This window comes from Xylocopilactobacillus apis (genome assembly GCF_033095965.1).
In the GTDB taxonomy this organism is placed as follows: Bacteria; Bacillota; Bacilli; order Lactobacillales; family Lactobacillaceae; genus Xylocopilactobacillus; species Xylocopilactobacillus apis.
Window position 1 is genome coordinate 1,136,129 of the sequence record NZ_AP026801.1, and the last position, 18,191, is coordinate 1,154,319.

The 18,191-nt window shown below is 32.7% G+C and carries 18 protein-coding genes; 1 reads left to right on the plus strand and 17 read right to left on the minus strand.

What is annotated here, in order from left to right; genetic code table 11:
* Positions 1–46 precede the first annotated feature (46 nt).
* The 13 genes from hslU to R8749_RS05495 all read right to left on the minus strand — a co-directional run bounded on the left by hslU (position 47) and on the right by R8749_RS05495 (position 13,556).
* On the minus strand, positions 47–1,516 hold the full coding sequence (hslU, locus tag R8749_RS05435) for an ATP-dependent protease ATPase subunit HslU (protein ID WP_317694743.1): 1,470 nt from the start codon (positions 1,514–1,516) through the stop codon (positions 47–49).
* Complete coding sequence (hslV, locus tag R8749_RS05440; protein ID WP_317694745.1) at positions 1,509–2,042, minus strand: ATP-dependent protease subunit HslV; 534 nt, start codon at positions 2,040–2,042, stop codon at positions 1,509–1,511. Before hslV ends, hslU begins: the two co-directional genes overlap by 8 nt.
* 8 nt (positions 2,043–2,050) lie before the next feature.
* Entirely contained in the window at positions 2,051–2,935 is an 885-nt protein-coding gene (gene xerA, locus R8749_RS05445) for a site-specific tyrosine recombinase/integron integrase (protein WP_317694747.1), read from the minus strand.
* 2 nt (positions 2,936–2,937) lie between these two features.
* A complete protein-coding gene (gene trmFO / locus R8749_RS05450) occupies positions 2,938–4,233 on the minus strand; it encodes a methylenetetrahydrofolate--tRNA-(uracil(54)-C(5))-methyltransferase (FADH(2)-oxidizing) TrmFO (RefSeq protein WP_317694749.1) in 1,296 nt (431 codons plus the stop codon).
* Positions 4,233–6,329 (minus strand): type I DNA topoisomerase, encoded by a 2,097-nt coding sequence (gene topA / locus R8749_RS05455; RefSeq protein ID WP_317694751.1) that lies wholly within the window; start codon positions 6,327–6,329, stop codon positions 4,233–4,235. The genes trmFO and topA overlap by 1 nt, the downstream gene beginning before the upstream one ends.
* 65 nt (positions 6,330–6,394) lie before the next feature.
* Positions 6,395–7,255: a DNA-processing protein DprA gene (gene dprA / locus R8749_RS05460; RefSeq protein ID WP_317694753.1), complete on the minus strand. Its 861-nt coding sequence runs from the start codon at positions 7,253–7,255 to the stop codon at positions 6,395–6,397.
* A gap of 348 nt (positions 7,256–7,603) precedes the next feature.
* Positions 7,604–8,377, minus strand: a complete 774-nt coding sequence (locus R8749_RS05465) for a ribonuclease HII (RefSeq protein WP_317694755.1) — start codon at positions 8,375–8,377, stop codon at positions 7,604–7,606.
* Entirely contained in the window at positions 8,340–9,167 is an 828-nt protein-coding gene (gene ylqF, locus R8749_RS05470) for a ribosome biogenesis GTPase YlqF (RefSeq protein WP_317694757.1), read from the minus strand. Before ylqF ends, R8749_RS05465 begins: the two co-directional genes overlap by 38 nt.
* Positions 9,167–9,787, minus strand: a complete 621-nt coding sequence (gene lepB, locus R8749_RS05475; RefSeq protein ID WP_317694759.1) for a signal peptidase I — start codon at positions 9,785–9,787, stop codon at positions 9,167–9,169. Before lepB ends, ylqF begins: the two co-directional genes overlap by 1 nt.
* 20 nt (positions 9,788–9,807) lie before the next feature.
* Positions 9,808–11,262, minus strand: a complete 1,455-nt coding sequence (locus tag R8749_RS05480) for a S41 family peptidase (protein ID WP_317694761.1) — start codon at positions 11,260–11,262, stop codon at positions 9,808–9,810.
* Positions 11,263–11,288: 26 nt separating this feature from the next.
* The gene (locus R8749_RS05485) at positions 11,289–11,855 is read right to left on the minus strand and encodes a YpmS family protein (protein WP_317698527.1); all 567 of its coding nucleotides are present in this window, start codon (positions 11,853–11,855) and stop codon (positions 11,289–11,291) included.
* Positions 11,856–11,892: 37 nt separating this feature from the next.
* Positions 11,893–12,699: an SGNH/GDSL hydrolase family protein gene (locus R8749_RS05490; RefSeq protein ID WP_317694763.1), complete on the minus strand. Its 807-nt coding sequence runs from the start codon at positions 12,697–12,699 to the stop codon at positions 11,893–11,895.
* 20 nt (positions 12,700–12,719) lie between these two features.
* A complete protein-coding gene (locus R8749_RS05495; RefSeq protein ID WP_317694765.1) occupies positions 12,720–13,556 on the minus strand; it encodes a DegV family protein in 837 nt (278 codons plus the stop codon).
* A gap of 113 nt (positions 13,557–13,669) precedes the next feature.
* Between R8749_RS05495 and trhA the strand changes: the two genes are divergently transcribed.
* Positions 13,670–14,326 carry a PAQR family membrane homeostasis protein TrhA gene (trhA, locus tag R8749_RS05500; protein ID WP_317694767.1) on the plus strand — a complete coding sequence of 219 codons (657 nt, stop codon included), beginning with the start codon at positions 13,670–13,672 and terminating at the stop codon, positions 14,324–14,326.
* Here trhA and R8749_RS05505 read toward each other — a convergent pair.
* From R8749_RS05505 to R8749_RS05520, 4 genes are read right to left on the minus strand one after another with little or no spacing between them, the layout of a single operon-like run.
* Positions 14,323–14,814 (minus strand): dihydrofolate reductase, encoded by a 492-nt coding sequence (locus R8749_RS05505; protein WP_317694769.1) that lies wholly within the window; start codon positions 14,812–14,814, stop codon positions 14,323–14,325. The genes trhA and R8749_RS05505 overlap by 4 nt on opposite strands.
* Positions 14,811–15,761, minus strand: coding sequence for a thymidylate synthase (locus R8749_RS05510; RefSeq protein WP_317694771.1), 951 nt, complete (start codon positions 15,759–15,761; stop codon positions 14,811–14,813). The genes R8749_RS05505 and R8749_RS05510 overlap by 4 nt, the downstream gene beginning before the upstream one ends.
* On the minus strand, positions 15,754–16,968 hold the full coding sequence (locus tag R8749_RS05515; RefSeq protein WP_317694773.1) for a CCA tRNA nucleotidyltransferase: 1,215 nt from the start codon (positions 16,966–16,968) through the stop codon (positions 15,754–15,756). Before R8749_RS05515 ends, R8749_RS05510 begins: the two co-directional genes overlap by 8 nt.
* Positions 16,961–18,163: a tetratricopeptide repeat protein gene (locus R8749_RS05520; protein ID WP_317694775.1), complete on the minus strand. Its 1,203-nt coding sequence runs from the start codon at positions 18,161–18,163 to the stop codon at positions 16,961–16,963. The genes R8749_RS05515 and R8749_RS05520 overlap by 8 nt, the downstream gene beginning before the upstream one ends.
* Between the last annotated feature and the right edge of the window lie 28 nt (positions 18,164–18,191).

An 18,191-nucleotide genomic window follows, 5' to 3' on the forward strand; every position in this document is an offset into this window, starting at 1 on the left:
TAAATCGATTCAATGAATCAATCTAAACTGTTTTTAATTTGTCTTTTTAAAGGATATACTCGCTAAGATCACGGTTAGAAATAATACCAGTTAATTTATCTTCAACGTACTTATCAGTAATTTCAATCTTTCCTGTCTGCATGCCTGGAGTTTCAAAAAGAATGTCTTCAAGCAATTTTTCAATTACTGTTGCCAAACGACGAGCTCCAATATTTTCATTCGTTTCATTAAGTTTAGCTGAAATCTCAGCAATTTTATCAATTGCCTCAGAACTGAAGCTTAAATCTACTCCGTCTGTTTTAATTAATTCAACATATTGTTTAATAATTGCATCATCCGGCTCAGTCAAAATTCGTCTAAAATCTTCTTCAGATAAATTCTTTAACTCTACTCTAATTGGAAAACGGCCTTGTAATTCAGCAATCAGATCACTTGGTTTACTTTCTTGAAAAGCTCCCGATGCAATGAACAAAATATGATCAGTGTCAACCATTCCATATTTGGTTTTTACTTGCGATCCTTCAACAATTGGTAAAATATCGCGCTGAACCCCTTCTCTTGATACTTCCCCACTATTTCGTGAATTACTAGAAGCAATCTTATCAAACTCATCAATAAAAATTATTCCTGAGTTTTCAGTCAATTTAACAGCAGCTTCGTTTAAATCACTAGAATCGATCAATTTATCTGATTCTTCTTCAATTAAAACTTCACGTGCTTCTTTAACAGTCATTTTACGTTCAGTATATTTAGGTGGAACCAATCGATCAAGAGTTTCCGACATATCAATTCCAATTGAACCCATGTTTTCTAATGATGGATTTGATTGAAGATTATCTTTAACCTTAAGAGTTATAACTTTATCTTCAAGTTCCCCATTTTGGAGCTGTTCCGAAATTCCCATCCGATCAAAAATTAGCTTCTGTTTTTCCTTCTTTGCATCAGCTTCTTTTTGTTCAGGAGTTCTATTATCGATTGTCTCTTTTTTAGCCGGAATATCGGCTTCTTCAACAGCAGGTCCGAGTCCCAATGCATTTCCAAAATTGTTAAGAGCATTAATCATTGAATTAGTATCAACTTGCTCTTTTTCTTTTTTCTCTGGTACTAATATTTCAATAAGGCGCTTGTTCGCAGCTCTTCTAGCTTCATCACGAACATTTTTCCTTCTCTTTTTTGCTTCCATATTGGCAGAAATATCAGCTAAATCACGAACCATGGATTCTACATCCCGGCCGACATATCCAACTTCAGTGAATTTCGTTGCTTCAACTTTAATAAAAGGAGCCCCAACAACTTTTGCTAAACGACGAGCAATTTCTGTTTTTCCGACCCCAGTAGGTCCAATCATCATTAAATTTTTTGGAGTGATTGCTTCTTGCCATTGACGATTTAACAACAGACGACGGTGACGGTTAAATACGGCAATTGAAATTGCTTTTTTGGCTTCATCTTGACCAATTACATATTTATCAAGCTCTGATACGATTTCTTTAGGGGTTAATGTTTTATTATTCATTTCGATCTAATACCTCAACTTTAATATCAGAATTTGTAAAAATATCAATTTCTGACGCTATTTTAACGCTTTTCTGGACAATTTTTTCGGGAGAAAGTTTTGTGTTATCTAGTAATGCCATTGCTGAAGCCTGGGCAAAATTGCCGCCAGAGCCAATTGCTAAGACATCAAATTCCGGCTGAATTATCTCACCAGTTCCTGAAACTAAAAGCATATCTTTCTTATCAGCAACAATTAGCATTGCTTCAAGTTTTTGAAGCATTTGATCTTTGCGCCAATCTTGAGCTAATTCAACAGCAGAACGTCTTAAATCTCCACCATATTTTTTTAATTTTTCTACAAAACGATCTTGAAGAGTTACTGCATCAGCAACGCCTCCGGCAAAACCTGATAAAACTTTACCATCATAGATTCGGCGGATTTTCTGAGCGTTACCTTTCATAATGTATTTCTCACCGGCAGTAACTTGTCCGTCCCCTGCAATTGCTACTTGTTTATCATTTCTAACAACGCAAATTGTTGTCATTATTTAACTCACTTTCTAGGAAAATCTTTTTTATAGACATCCTGTAACTTTTTTATTGATACATGTGTATATATTTGGGTGGTATTTATTGAAGAGTGACCCAACAACTCTTGAACAATTCTTAAATCTGCTCCATTATCCAATAAATGGGTTGCAAGTGAATGTCTTAAGATATGAGGATGAATCCCAGGTTTATTAATTTTTAATAAAACTTGATCAAAAATGTATTCCAATCCTCGATCCGTCAATTTGTCCCCTTTTGAATTTAAAATCAAAAAATCACACTTTTTTTGGGCCAATATCGATGGTCTTGCATCTTTTAGATAAAGATTCAAAATTTTTTGAAAATTTTCATTAAACGGAACATAACGATCTTTGCTCCCTTTTCCATGAACTAAAATTACTTTTAAATTAAAATCAATCTCATTAAGTTTAATATTAACTGCTTCGGAAATTCTGATCCCCGTCGAGTACAACAATTCAAAAATCAAACGGTCCCTAATTTCCAAATTTGTGCCCATCGGAATTTCATCAATCAATTCATTTAATTCATCTTGATACATAATTTTAGGTAAATGTTTTGCTTTTTTTGAACCTTTAATTTTTTTAATTGGATTCACTACTATTTTACCTTGTTGAAGTAAATATTGAAAGAAACTTGCTAAAGATGATTTTTTTCGGTCAATTGAGCTTTGTGCATATTTTTTATCTAGGTAGTTTAAATACAGAAAATAATCTTTTTTTACAACATCCTCGAATGATTTGTCATTCAAGAAGACGAAGAAATCTTTTAGGTCACGTTCATAAGCACTAATGGTTTTTGAAGAGTAATGTTTAAAGTCTTTTAAGAAATCAATAAAATTATGAATTTGGAGCTGATTTTGCCCCTTCAATCTTAAACCTCCATTTGTTTAACAATTTCTAGTGCTCGCTCCGCCATTAATTGTCTTCGTTCTTTTTTGTTGCGAATTTTTTGATCTAAGGGAGTAACAATCCCAAAGTTAGCATTCATTGGCTGAAAATATTTAGAATCAGCATTTGCTACGTAATTTCCCATTGCCCCAATCATTGTTTTCGGATCAACTTTTAGTTTTTCGCCTTTTAGCTGTTTGAAAAGCGATAGTGCTGCAAAAAGGCCACTGCCAGCACTTTCAACGTATCCTTCAACTCCAGTTATCTGACCGGCAAAATAAATTTTCGAGTTATCTTTTAATTGATAATTTCCGCTAAGCATGCCAGGAGAATTTAAAAAAGTATTTCGATGCATCACACCGTATCGGATAAATTCAACATTCTCAAGGCCTGGAATCATCTGAAAAACTCTTTTTTGTTCTCCCCATTTTAAATGGGTTTGAAAACCGACAATGTTATACATGGATTTTGAAACGTTATCTTGGCGTAATTGAACAACTGCATACGGCATTTCTCCACTAGGAGTTTCTAACCCAACTGGCTTTAAAGGACCAAATAATAGAGTTTTTTCTCCGCGCGATGCCATTTCTTCAACCGGCATACAGCCTTCAAAATATTTTTCATCCTCAAAATCGTGTAATTCTGCTGTCTCAGCGCCTATTAATGCTTCATAAAATCGTTTAAACTGCTCTTCGTTCATCGGACAATTGAGATACGCAGCCTCTCCCTTATCGTAGCGAGACTTTTCGTAAACAACACTTCGATCAATACCTTCGCTTGAAATAATTGGTGCTGCAGCGTCATAAAAATATAATTGATTTTGACCCGTAATCTCCTTAATTGATTTTGATAAATCATCAGAAGTTAAGGGACCTGTTGCAACAATGGTGTAGTTATCACCAATATTTTTAACTTCATCATTAACTACTTCAATATTAGGCATCTCTTTTAAACTTTTGGTTACAAATTCAGAAAAGTTGTCACGATCAACCGCTAAAGCACTACCTGCTGGGACCTGATGAGCATCAGCAGATTTCATAATTATCGAATCCAGTTGGCGCATTTCTTCTTTTAGTAGACCAACTCCGTTAGTTATATCGTTAGATCGCATTGAATTAGTACAAACTAATTCAGCAAATTGATCTGTATGATGAGCTGGCGTCATTTTTTTGCTGCGCATTTCGTGAAGTCGAACGTGGACTCCCCTTTTTGCGAGCTGGTAAGCCGCCTCAGAACCAGCTAAACCAGCACCAATGATATCGACAATTTGATCACTCATTATTTTTGTACCTCTTCTGCATAATCTCCGTTAGGACATACAACTTGTAGTGTATTTTTTACTTTCTTTTCGACTAAGAAATGGTCGCAGTTAGGACAATTTCTTGGAACTGGCTTATCCCAGGACATAAATTCACATTTAGGATAGCGTGAACATCCATAAAACAGACGATTACGCTTAGTATGTTTTTCAATAACTTCCCCTTCATGACACACTGGACAAGTCATTCCAATTTCTTTAACTACTGCTTTAGTGTAGCGGCAATCAGGAAATCTGCTGCAGGCAATGAACTTACCGTAACGACCCATTTTATAAACCAACGGTGCCCCACATTCAGGACAATTATCGCCCACAAGTTCAAACTTAAACTCAATTTTCTCAATTTTTTTATCGGCATTATCAACTTCTGGTTCAAACTTTTGATAAAATTTATCGACCAATGAAACCCAGTCGTTGATTCCCTGTTCAACATTATCAAGATTTGTCTCAATATCTGCTGTGAAACCAATATTTACTATTTCTGGGAAGAACTCCTCAATAATATTATTAACGATTTTCCCTAAATCTGTCGGTTCAAATCGTTTTGCATTTAATTTGACGTAATACCTTTTTTGAAGAGTATCAATGATTGGTGAAAAAGTTGAAGGACGACCAACACCGTTTTCCTCTAATGCTTTAACTAAACTTGCTTCAGTATATTTTGCAGGCGGCTGGGTAAAATGCTGAGCCGGAGATAACTTACTCAACGTCACCTTGTCTCCGGTTTTAAGATCAGGTAATTCACCGTCATTTTTTGAATCACTATCTTTATAAACTTTAGTAAATCCTGGAAAAACTAATTTTGAACCTTTGACCTGAAATTGAACATCATTTTGTTCAACATTAGTACTCATTGTGTCATAAACAGCAGCTGACATCTGACTGGCAACAAAGCGATCCCAAATAAGTGTATATAAACGCAGCTGATCACGTGACAAAATGTCTTTTAAAGATTGAGGAGTTCTTAGAACTGAACTCGGACGAATGGCTTCATGAGCGTCTTGAACTTTTTCTTTTTTATTATTTTTAGCAACTCGTGAACCAACATATTCTTTTCCATACTTATCTAAAATAAATTTATGTGATTCTTCAACCGCTGTTGGAGATACCCGGACGGAATCAGTTCTCATATATGTAATCAAACCAGCATGACCAGTTTTACCGCCTAAATTAACTCCTTCATACAATTGCTGAGCTAACATCATCGTTTTCTTAGTATGAAAATTTAATTTACGATTTGCAACCTGCTGTAAAGTTGATGTTGTAAAAGCTGGATTAGGATTTTTCCTAGTCTGCCTTTTTTTTACATCCGTAACATTAAACTCTTTTTTCTTATCGAGTTTCGTAATGACCTCTTTAACATCTTGATCATTACTTAATTTTTTCTTTTTACCACCGACTCCATAAAATTCACCAATAAAAGTTTTTCGGTCCTTTTTAAAATTAGCCTCAATTGTCCAATATTCTTCTGGTACAAATTTATCAATCTCATTTTGCCGATCAATAATTAACTTCAGTGCAACAGATTGAACTCTCCCAGCCGAAAGACCTTTTTTAACTTTCCGCCAAAGAATCGGACTAATTGAATATCCAACAATGCGGTCTAAAACTCTTCGTGCCTGCTGAGCATCAACTAAATTCATATTGATTTGACGAGGGTTTTTAAAAGCTTCCTTAACTGTATCCTTAGTTATTTCATTAAATACCACACGATTTTTATCAGTTTCTTTAAGACCCAGAATATGGCTTACATGCCAAGCTATCGCCTCACCTTCACGATCCGGATCTGAAGCCAGATAAACTTGTTTTGCCTTTGCTGCTTCTTTTTTTAAATCCTTAATAACAGGACCTTTACCTCGAATCGAAATATATTCCGGCTTAAAACTATTTTCAATATCTACTCCCATCTTACTTTTGGGTAAATCTCGAATATGCCCCTTAGATGCAACAACTCGATAATTTCTTCCTAGATATCTTTCAATCGTCTGAGCTTTGGTGGGGGACTCAACGATAACTAAATTTTTTTTTGTTGTTCTTTTTTTTGTTGAACTTACCATCTAATCATCCAATCTTTAAAAATTCATATACCTAAATAAGAATACTACTGCTGTCAATATTAAACTTACCAATAATATTGTAATTCACAATTAACGTCCTCCGACTTAAGGACGAGTTTTGCACCAGCCTGAATCAATTTATTAGATCCTTCATACAATGGATCATCTGCTTCTCCTGGTAAAGCAAAAACTTCTCGATTATTTTGTAAAGCTAGATTCCCCGTGATTAAACTGCCTGAATGATCCTTTGCACTAGCAACTAAAACTCCATGCGATATGCCAGCAATGATCCGGTTGCGCTCTGGAAAATGAAATCTTTTTGCTCGAATCCAAGGCACGTATTCTGAAATTAATAAATGATTTTGCGCAATATTTTGCTGTAATTGTTTATTTTCTACCGGATAGTATTGGTAAAGACCTGTTGCAATTACTGCAATTACGTTCCCACGGTGATTAATAGCCGAACTTAACGCAATTGCATCTATACCTCTAGCTAAACCACTAACAACAGTGATTTTATCTTGAATTAACTCTGGACACAACCGATTAATTATTTCAAAAGAGTTAGATGGACACTCTCTTCCTCCTACAATCCCCAAGCATTTAGTTTTTAATAAGTCTAAATTTCCCTGATAACTTAGAATAATTGGTGGATCATAACTTTCTAATAGTCGATCTGGATACTCAGAGTCTAAAATTGTTAAAAATTTTACTCCTCTCTTTTCGTTTTCGACTAAATGTGCTTTGAAAGGATAATTTGTATACTCATCAATATATTTTGAACTCAGATGAGAAAACCGCATAATATCGTGAAAATCAAGATCTTTTTCATCATATAGTGAGCTGTTCTCAATCAAAGAAATATAATTGCGATAAGTAAATGTTTGACTCAAAAAGCCATTTAGTAAAGCATCTCGTAATTTCAATTAATTACCTCCTACATAAAGAAATTACGCAGTTTTTTTAATTTGGAAAAAAATAAATCAGCGCAGCTTATAATTTTTAATTAATTTACCTCCTACATAAAAAGATTACGCAGTTTTTTAATTTTGGAAAAAAAATAAATCAGTGCAGCTTATAATTTTTAATTAATTTACCTCCTACATAAAAAGATTACGCAGTTTTTTAATTTTGGAAAAAAATAAATCAGTGCAGCTTATAATTTTTAATTAATTTACCTCCTACATAAAAAGATTACGCAGTTTTTTAATTTTGGAAAAAAATAAATCAGTGCAGCTTATATTTTTAATTAATTTACCTCCTACATAAAAAGATTACGCATTAAATTTTTGAACGGGTGAAAAACTTTGACGATGAATCGGGGTAATTCCATATTTTTCAAGCGCTGATAAATGATCTTTTGTGCCGTATCCTTTATTTTTTTTGAAATTATACTCTGGGTAGAATGAATCATACTTTGTCATCAAGGCATCACGGTAAACTTTAGCAATAATGCTGGCTGCTCCAATACTTACACTTCTTGCATCGCCTTTAACAATATCCGTTTGAGGAATAGAAGAATTAATATGAATCGCATCTATTAAAAGTTCTTGCGGTGTAATTTTTAATTTATTAACCGCTTGGAGCATTCCTAGCCGACTCGCTTCCAAAATATTAATTTGATCAATTTTTTTTGGAGAAATTATGGCTACGCTATAACAAATAGCATACTTTTTTATTTCTTCAGACAAACGTTCACGTTCTCTAACTGACAACTTTTTAGAATCATCAATTCCTAAAATTGGATGCCTAGAATCTAAAACAACTGCCCCACACACGACAGGACCTGCCAGACAACCTCTACCAACTTCATCAACACCGGCAACTATTTTATTTTGACTCCAGAATTTAGCTTCAAAGGTACTTTTTTGTTCATATTCAAGTTTTTTAATTCTAATAAGTTCACATTTTCGCTCATAAGATTTTAATAAAACTTGAACACTTTTGCGTGAATCTTTTTTTAACTCATGCAAAAAAAGAGGCGAAACATCTTTCTCTTTCAGCCTCTCTTTAATCTTCGGTATTGATAATTTCTTCTGGTCTTTCAAGGGTTATTTTTCCATATTTCAAAGTTCTAAAATCATTAATAATTTCTTCTGCTTTTTTTGCAGTGTCATCAACATCATGACCTTCCATAAACTGAATCCATGATGAACAATTGTTAAAATACATTTGAGATTTTTCTGGATAGTATTGGCTAACTGTTTGTAGTAAAAAATCAACTACTTTTTCAGGGTCATAAATGTAATTAGCAATTGAATTTAATAAAGCTATTTTATACCCCGTTTCAGGGCTCTCAAATTTAGGCCACAACATGCCAGGGGTATCTAAAATTTTAAAATGGTCGTTAACTTTATACCAAAGTAAATTTCTTGTTAATCCCGGTTTATTTTGAACCACTGCCGACTTCTTATTCATAATTCTATTAAGCAGCGTTGACTTACCAACATTGGGAATGCCGATTATCGCTGAACGCACCGGAATATTCTTTAACCCAAGATTAACGTACTTCTTTTTACTATTTAGAACTGTTGATTCAGCAGCCTTAACAACCGATCTAAGGCCAGATCCTTTTGCAGCATTAATTGTTAAAACCTGCTGATTAGTCTCACGAAAATAGTCAAGCCAAAGTTGAGTGATTTCGGGATCTGCCAGATCAGTTTTGTTTAAAAGATAAATCTTTGGTTTATCTATAAAAACTTCATTCAAATACTGATTAATTGAACTAATAGGTGCGCGAGCATCTAAAAGAATTAAAGCTAAATCAATCTCTTTTTTCTTCTCAGTTAATAATCTTTTTGTTTTGGCCATATGGCCAGGGAACCATTCACCTGTCATTAAAAAAACCTAAACTTAGAAATCGGAGAAAAACGGAAGAACACAATTCCGTCAATCCGATTACTTTTAACAAACCCGAAATAGCGGCTGTCTGAAGAATGAGCTCTATTATCACCCATTACAAAATAGCTATCTGCAGGTACTTTTTTTGTGTGATTTGTTGCGGGAAGATCTTCCATCTTAAAATCGACGGTAACATCTTTACTATCATCAATATCTTTTAAAAATGTTTCTGAATACTTTTTACCGTTAATATAGAGTTTATTATCTTTAAAGGTAATTTTATCTCCAGGTAATCCGATCACCCTTTTAATAAAATGATCTTTAGGATTTATGCCCGCATATCCTTTAGGGGGATTAAAAACAATAATATCAAAACGTTTAATTTTACCAAATTTACGTAAAATATTTTGGTCTTTATTTTCAAAAGTTGGGCGCATGGAATCCCCATCAACGATCGAATTTCTAAAAAAGAACGTAAAAATTACTAATACAACAATAATATTAATTAAGGAAACGAACAGTAATTGAATATAGTAAAGCAGCCGTTCGGTTTTGTTAGCCTGACTTTTTAAATATTTTCGACGTGCTCGACTTTTCACTGTTAAGTATTGGGCCAAATCTGCTTACCTGCCAAAATCTAATTTTGTAATAAATCTATTGCCTTTTTCTGCATTGGATCTTGTTTTTGTTCCAACTCACTCAAAGCACGTAAAACTTCCTGTACTGTACTTTCATCGATTGTGCCATTTACACTAATTTTTCTTTTTGTTTGAAAATCTTTAACTGCATTTTCTGTAGCATCATCAAAAATACCTTTTTGATTTCCTGGTTGGTACCCTAGAGCTAACAAGCCTTTTTGAATTGTTTTAACATTTCCTGAAACATCGCCTTTCTTTAAAGGCTTTTTAACATCATTAATAATTAAATTGGTATATTCGGGATAATTTACCACATAATCGGGCTTAATTCCTTTGTGATGAATCCAACTTCCATCGGGGGTTAGCCATTTAGCAATCGTCATTTTTAACTCAGCATCATCAGGTAACTCTACAACTGATTGAACCGTTCCTTTACCAAAAGACTTTTTGCCAACAACGGGAATATTACTTGATTTTAAAGCTGCGGTAAATATTTCAGCAGCACTAGCACTATCGCCATCAATTAAAACAACTGTTGGTTCAGTAACTTTAAATCCTCCATCCATTTTAGGACCAGCATCATAAACAGTTAAATCACTCTTTTGCCTTCCTTGAACCTGCATAATGGTTTTCCCATCTTTCACGAACATACTGGACATTGAAAGAGCTTGTTTTAATTCACCACCAGGATTTCCTCTCATATCAACAACGAATTTCTTAGCCCCTGACTTACGTAAACTAGTAATAGCCTTTTTAAATTCGCTCGTTGTAGGATTTGAAAAAGTTGATACCGATAAATATCCGATATTTTTTGTCAGCATTTTGTGCTTAACAGTTTCAATTGGAATAGTATCTCTGGTCATCTTAAAATCAATATCTTTACTGCCCCTTCTTACCGTAACAGTAACAGAAGTTCCTTTTTTACCTCTAATTAATTTAGTGACTTCAGTTGACCTTTTTCCGAGAACCGATTTTCCATTAACCTTAACGATGATATCTTTAGATCTAATTCCGGCTTTTTTTGCTGGTGTCCCACTGACGGTGCTGTCAACAACAATTAACTTATTTTTTTCCATCACTGTCACACCAATTCCCACAATACTAGAGGATATTGTGTCAGTTAAAGATTGGGCCTCCTGCTTATCTAAATATGTAGTATAAGGATCATCTAGACTATCAAGCATTCCTTTAATTGACCCATTAGTTAATTTTGTTTCATCAACGGGCTGATAATATTTTGTTTTAATTAAATTTTTTACTTGACTTAAATAATCATCATTCGATTCTTTTTTTGTCGACTTTTGTGTCTCAGAACTTTCAGAATGACGTTCTGTTACAGGTTTTTGGGTATGGGGGATGAAAAAACCTATTAAAACCCCAATTGCTAAAACTAAAATTCCAACTAAAAAAGTCCGAATTTTGCTATTAGAATGAGAATTATCCGTATTATTCATAATTTAATTATATTTCACTTCCAATTTTATTTATTAAGATAACCATTAAATACTATTCGATCATTTGCTAAATCAACCGCATCAACTCTAAAACTTAGATTTTTATTAAACTGAATTTTTTCTAATGCAATCACAACTTCTACATTTTTAGAATCAATTGAAATGAATTTTGGAAGCTTTACTTGTGTTTCAATCAACTGAAGAACCCGCTTTAGGGAAATATTTAAATTACCCATTGAAACAACTTCCGGTTTTAACAATAAATCTTTATTTGCTAACACAGATACATTCATAATCAATCTAAAACGAAGCGGTTGACCAAAAATCTTAATTGTCCCAGTTAATTGGGCATCGTCACTTAAAACAAAATTTAAACGTAAATCTTTGGAATTTAACTTAGTTAAATATTCATTTACAATTGAATTAAATTGCTTTTTGTTCATGACAACTTGAAAATTAGGACTTTTTTTACTAATCGTTGTCTCAACTTTATGATATGCCGGTTTTTCAAGAAAAAGTCGACTATATAGAAAAAGGGATAAGCCACATATTATTCCGACTAACCCTATAAATAGCCACTTCCAAATATTTATTTTTCTTTTATTTACTCTTTTATTCGTTTGAAGTCACCTAAATTAATTTATATTTTTTAATTAAATTAAATAATTCATTTGCAATTAAACTATAACCCAAACCGTTGGGATGAACATCATCAGATTTTGATAAATATCGATTAATTATTTTACCATCAACAGTTTTTTTGGCAGATTTGCTATTAATAAAATTGTTTGTATCTTGATAAAAAGTTTTCGGATTTTTATGAACAATTTCAACAATTATATTATTCCACTCCTCAAAAAGATTATTTAGATCCTTAATATCATTAAAATACAAATAAAATGGGTTATAAATTCCAATTACTATTATATTTGCCTTAGGATTAAGTCTTCTTAATTCTTTTAAGGATTCCGTCATATTTTTCTTAAATAGCTGAGCTTTAGGGATGAATTCTTTTTTTTCTAACTTAAAAAAATTATTTTGAATAGTATAAATCATGTCGTTTCCGCCCATATCAAGCGTAATTAATTTAGAATCAACAACCGATTTTCTTAAATTTGAATCAGAGAATATCCGCTTTTTGATCTGACTGGAAGTCTTCCCGGTATAGCCAAAATTATGAGTTTTAACTATAAGATGGTCTTCAGTCTCAACTCGATCTTTAAGTGCTCCAACAAAACCTTCGTTCTTGTTGGTATCACCAATTCCACGCGTAATTGAATCACCAATCGCTGCATATTCGATAGTTCTTTGAGGAGTCTCAACTTGTTTAATATTTTTTGGACGGGGAACAAAAACACTTAAACCAAGAAAAGTTATCAAACAAATTATTAAAAAAAACAAAATTGCTTTTAAAAAAGCTAATTTTTTTCCTTGCATTTTACTTAACTGCACTCAAATTAATAATAAATTACCGCCATCGCCTTTTCTCCGGTGTGAGTAGCAATAACGGGCCCTGTTTCAGATAAAAAGACAGGTACTTCTGGTCTTAGTGCATGAATTTTTTCTTCCAGTTCTTTGCCATAATCATAAGCATCAACGTGAGAAAGTCCTACTGCATGTAAATCAGGAATCTGAGTAAATTTATTAATTAATTCGTCAAAATATTGCTCAATCCCCCTCATACTTCGAGTTTTTTTAACTGGTACTAATTCTTGATCTTTTAACTGAATAATAAGCTTTAACCTGATTAAAGTGGACATCATTCCAGTTACTCTACTAATTCTGCCGCCTTTAATTAAATTTGTTAGCGTTGGAAAAGCTAAATAAAGACCTGTTTCATTTTTAATTTGTTCAATTTCTTTTAAAATTTCATCCATGGTGGCACCATTTTCTGCCATTTCAGCAGCTTTAAGAACCTGAAATCCTTGTGCACGGTCAGTAAAATCACTATCGACCACTGTAACGTCTCCGTGACTAATTTTTGCTGCTTCACGAGCAACATTTACTGTCCCGCTTAATGAAGATAGCATATGGATAGAAAGAATCGTTTTATCTTGACTAGCGTATTTACTATAGACGCCTACAAAATCTCCTAATGATGGCTGACTAGTCTTTGGAAGGTTTTTTGCTTCCTTCATTTTTTCGACAAATTCTGTCGGCGTAATATCAATTCCATCAATATAGTTTTTACCATCAACTTCAATTCTTAATGGAACGACTTCAATATGATATTTTTCAATTTCTTCATCACTAAGTCTAACCGAAGAGTCGGTAACAATTTGAATTTTACTCAATTTTAACCTCACATTTGTTTGAAACTTCAAAATATTTATCATCTAGTTTTTAAAACTAGATGATGTTATAATACATCTAGACAAAAATTATAAAAAGGGGCTAAGCCTGAAAAATGAAAACGACAACCGCAATCAATAATTACGAACATGAAATACAAATGGAAAAATTAACCGAATTTCTTAATGCCTTAACACATGGTTTTGCATTTATGATGTCCATTTTTGCAACCGTTCTACTAGTTCAAAAATCAAAAGGCAGCCCCCACTTACTATACCCCTTTTTGATTTTTGGGATTTCGTTAATTATTTTATATGCTGCATCAACATTATTCCATAGTTTAATTTTTACGCCAGCTAAGAAAATTCTCCAAAAAATTGACCACATTAGTATATACGTTCTAATGGCTGGATCATATACTCCGTATGCTTTAGTTGCAATTGGCGGGATAAAAGGGATTATTTTACTGGCAATTATTTATATAATCTGTTTACTTGGAGCTATCTATAAATTATCTTATCTTGGAAAATTTAAGATTTTAGAAACTCTGGCATACATTGCTATTGGATGGATTAGCGTTTTATATTATAAGCCACTCCTAGCTTCTTTAGGACCTATTGGGGTCGGGCTTTTGATTCTAGGTGGTTTAGCCTACTCGCTTGGAACAATTTTTTACGGTTGGAGAAATTTGTTATTTCATCATGTAATTTGGCATTTATTTGTAATGGCCGGAAGCCTATTCATGTTTTTATCAGTTTATTATTTTCTTTAATCTATTTTATCAAATACTTCAAAAGTTAATTTATAACCTTTAGAACTAAGCACATCTTTGGTGCTTATTTTTTTATATAATTTATAGTTTATTTCAGGCATGTAGAGATCACCTTCAAAATTACCATCAATCGTTGTTCGATAAAATCTTTGAGCAAAAGGAATTGCTCCTTGATAAACATGAATCCCGCCTAAGATAAAAATATCATGATTTGGATTTTCTTTCTCAATTTCTTTAATTTCATCAATCTTATTAATGATCAATACATCAGATTTTAAATTTTGACTTGTTAAAACAACATTAATTCGATTTTTTAACGGCCCGTTGGGCAGGGATTCAAATGTCTTACGTCCCATTACAACGATCTGCCCGGTGGTAACTTCTTTTAAATAGTTTAGATCCTCTGACATTTTAGGCCAAGGAAGCTGATTGGTTTTACTATTACCAATTAATCCATTTTGATCTTGCGCCCAAATCATTGCAATCATACAGCCACCGGAGCAGAAATTTTTCCAGCAGAATGATAATTTAAAAGTTCGATATCATCAATTTGATAGTCATCAATACTTTTTACATTAGGATTTATTTTTATTTCCGGCATTGATAAAATCGGATTTTGTAACTGCTGTTCAAATTGTTTCAGATGGTTTAAATAAATATGCACATCTCCAAAATCGATAATTAATTCTCCCACTTTTAAGTTAGTCAAATTCGCAATTAAATGATTAAGTAAAGCGTAACTAGCAATATTAAAGGGTACGCCTAAAAATAAATCTGCTGAACGCTGATACATTTGTAAAGATAACTTACCATGATCAACATAAAACTGATACATCGTATGACAAGGCGGCAGCGCCATTGTAGGAACATCTTCTGGATTCCACGCCGTGACAATTATTCGGCGTGAATCAGGATGATGCTTGATTGTTTCGATTGCTTCTTGAAGCTGATCAATATGAGTGCCTCTTGACGTTTTCCAAGCCCGCCATTGTTTGCCGTAAATATTGCCTAAATTTCCATATTGTTTAGCAAAATTAACATCTGCAAGGATGTTTTCTGTAAATTTTTTTATTTCTGCTTCATAAATTTTTTTAAAATTTTCGTCATGCTGCGACCGATTGCCAAAGTCTGTCATATCAGGTCCGTGGTAATCGTTACTTTGAATGTACTTCTCAAAAGCCCATTCATCCCAAATGTGATTATTATTTTGTAATAAATATCTAATATTGGTATCTCCGTGAATAAACCACAATAGCTCGCTTTTAATCAAAGAAAAAGGTACTCTTTTAGTAGTCAAAATGGGAAATCCTTCACTTAAATCAAATCTAAGCTGTCTGCCAAAAAGGCTCAGTGTACCAGTTTTTGTGCGATCATCTTTTTTATTTCCCGTTGTTAAAATTTCCTGTGCTAACTCAAGATATGTTTTTTCAGACATTGTTTTCCCTCGCAAAATTAATCATCACTCGATGATCATTTTCCAATTTTTCTTGTAAAACTTGACTCTCAATTAATTTTATCATTTTTCCTAAATGCACTCCGGGCTTAAAACCTGCTTCGTTAATTAAATCGTTACCTGTTATCTTTAAATCTTTAATACTATTAATCGGTAGTAAGTCATATTCCCTTAGTGGATTATTAACTAATTTTAAGTTATTGATCTTAGTTAAAATAAAAATTCCTTTTTCAATATTTTCTCTTTTTAATCCATATACCAAATGATAATCCAAAATCCCTTTTTGATATTTTTGGCAAAAAGAAAGAATTTCATTAACATTATTTATAATTTCGTTAGATGTTTTCCATTTATTTAATACTCGGTTAACCTGGTTAGCTGGAAAAATCTCTAAAATAAATAAAACTGCCCAAATTAGTACTTCATCAGAAAATCTAATTTTTTTATATTCATAATTTAAAATTTTTTCGATGCTATTTGATTGAAGATCAGGCATATATTCATAAATTTTTGAATCTTTAATTAGCTCAATGCCTTTTTGCCATCCTTCGCCCTGCATCATTTTGATAAATTCACTATGGATGCGTTCAATTGAAATATTTGAAAGCAGTGACACTTTTTCTTTTAACGCTAAATACGTATTATTTTCTAAACTAAAATTTAATTGACTGGTAAAACGAACTGCTCTAAATATTCTCAAAGCATCTTCTTCAAAACGATCGTAAGGATTTAAAACACATTTAATGATTTTATTTTTTAGATCTTCAATTCCACCATAATAATCAATAATTTCTCCTTCAGGCGACATTGCCAGAGCGTTAATGGAAAAGTCCCTTCTTTTTAAGTCTTCCCTTAAATCATTAACAAATTTGACGTTCTCAGGGTGCCGATGATCGAGGTAATCCCCATCATTACGAAAAGTTGTTATTTCATAATTTTCTCTTTTATAAACCACTGTAACAGTTCCATGCTGAATCCCAGTATCAAAACTATGGGGAAATAATTTTTTTACCTCTTCGGGCAAAGCGTTGGTTGCAATATCAATATCATTAATTGGTTTATTTAATAAAAGATCGCGTAGACTTCCTCCTACAAAATAAACCTCAAAGCCTGAGCTTTGAAGTTTATTCATGATGGGAAGTGCTCTTTGAAATTTTTCTGGAATATTTTTAAAATCTTCTTTAATCATTTAGCTCTTGTTCATTTCTCAAATTTTCATACTCTGTGGCTATTTTATCATCAGTTGGTACTAATTTTAAATACATCTGCATCATTGCCAATATTGGTTTAATATTTCTTTGCTTTTTAAAAAGCGTGATTAGATCTAATAAATAATCAGGCTCGTCCTGAAATTGATCGAAAACTGCTAACAAATTCTCTTGAGCCTTTGTTAGCTGATCTTGTCTAAGATACGCTTGCCCTAAATTCCATGATAAGCGAGGATCTAAACTTTCCTGACCTGATAATAACTCAATTGCTTCTTGATTTGATGATTTTGACAAATAGATTAAAGATAAATTTATTAAAGCTTGAATATTTTCAGGGTCATTTTTCAATATCTTTTGATACCCACTAACTGCCTGCTCAAAATGGCCTAACTTTTGAGCTAACTGCGAAAATTTAAGTAATAGTTTAAAATCAAATTCATTAATTTCATAGCCTTTTAAAGCAATTTGATAGGCTTGGTCTAAATTACCTGTCTCTTCATAAGAACTTGCTAAAACCAAGTAAATACTCGCATAATCAGGGGTTCTCTCTCTAAGTTCCTCTAAAGTATCAATAGATTTTTTAAACTCATGAATTTCATAAAAAACTGTTCCTTTGATAAACAAATCATCGTCGCTTAGTAAAATATTATTAAATGTTTCATATATTTTTGCTGCTTGTTCAAACTTTCCAGTAAAGTTTAAACAATTCGCATATCTAACTTTAATATTTTGACTTAAGTATGTAGTAACACCATTGTTTAAAAGCTTATTATAATAAAATATTGCTTTTTCATATTTACCCTCTGAATAAAGAAGTTCTGCCATCCCAAAAATTAAAGCTTGATTTGTAGGATCAATAGTTAAGGCTTGACTCAAAAGGGATTCGCTTACTTCATCCATTCCCATCGTTTGATAAATATCGGCCTTTTGCATCATTACAGCTAAATATTTTTCATCTTGCTCACTAATCTCATCCAACAGCAAAAGTGCAGAATCTGTATCACCATTTTCATTTAAAATATCGGCTAACATAATTTTGGCAGAAGAATTATTTGGATCTAAATCAATTAAATGACGAAAAATCAATTCTGATTGATCAATACTTCCACTATCATATAAAGTTTCCCCTAGAACTTCTAAAGTTTGAGGATCATCATAATTTATTGCGTCCTGCACTGATTTAGTGAACCCTGTAATGTCACCT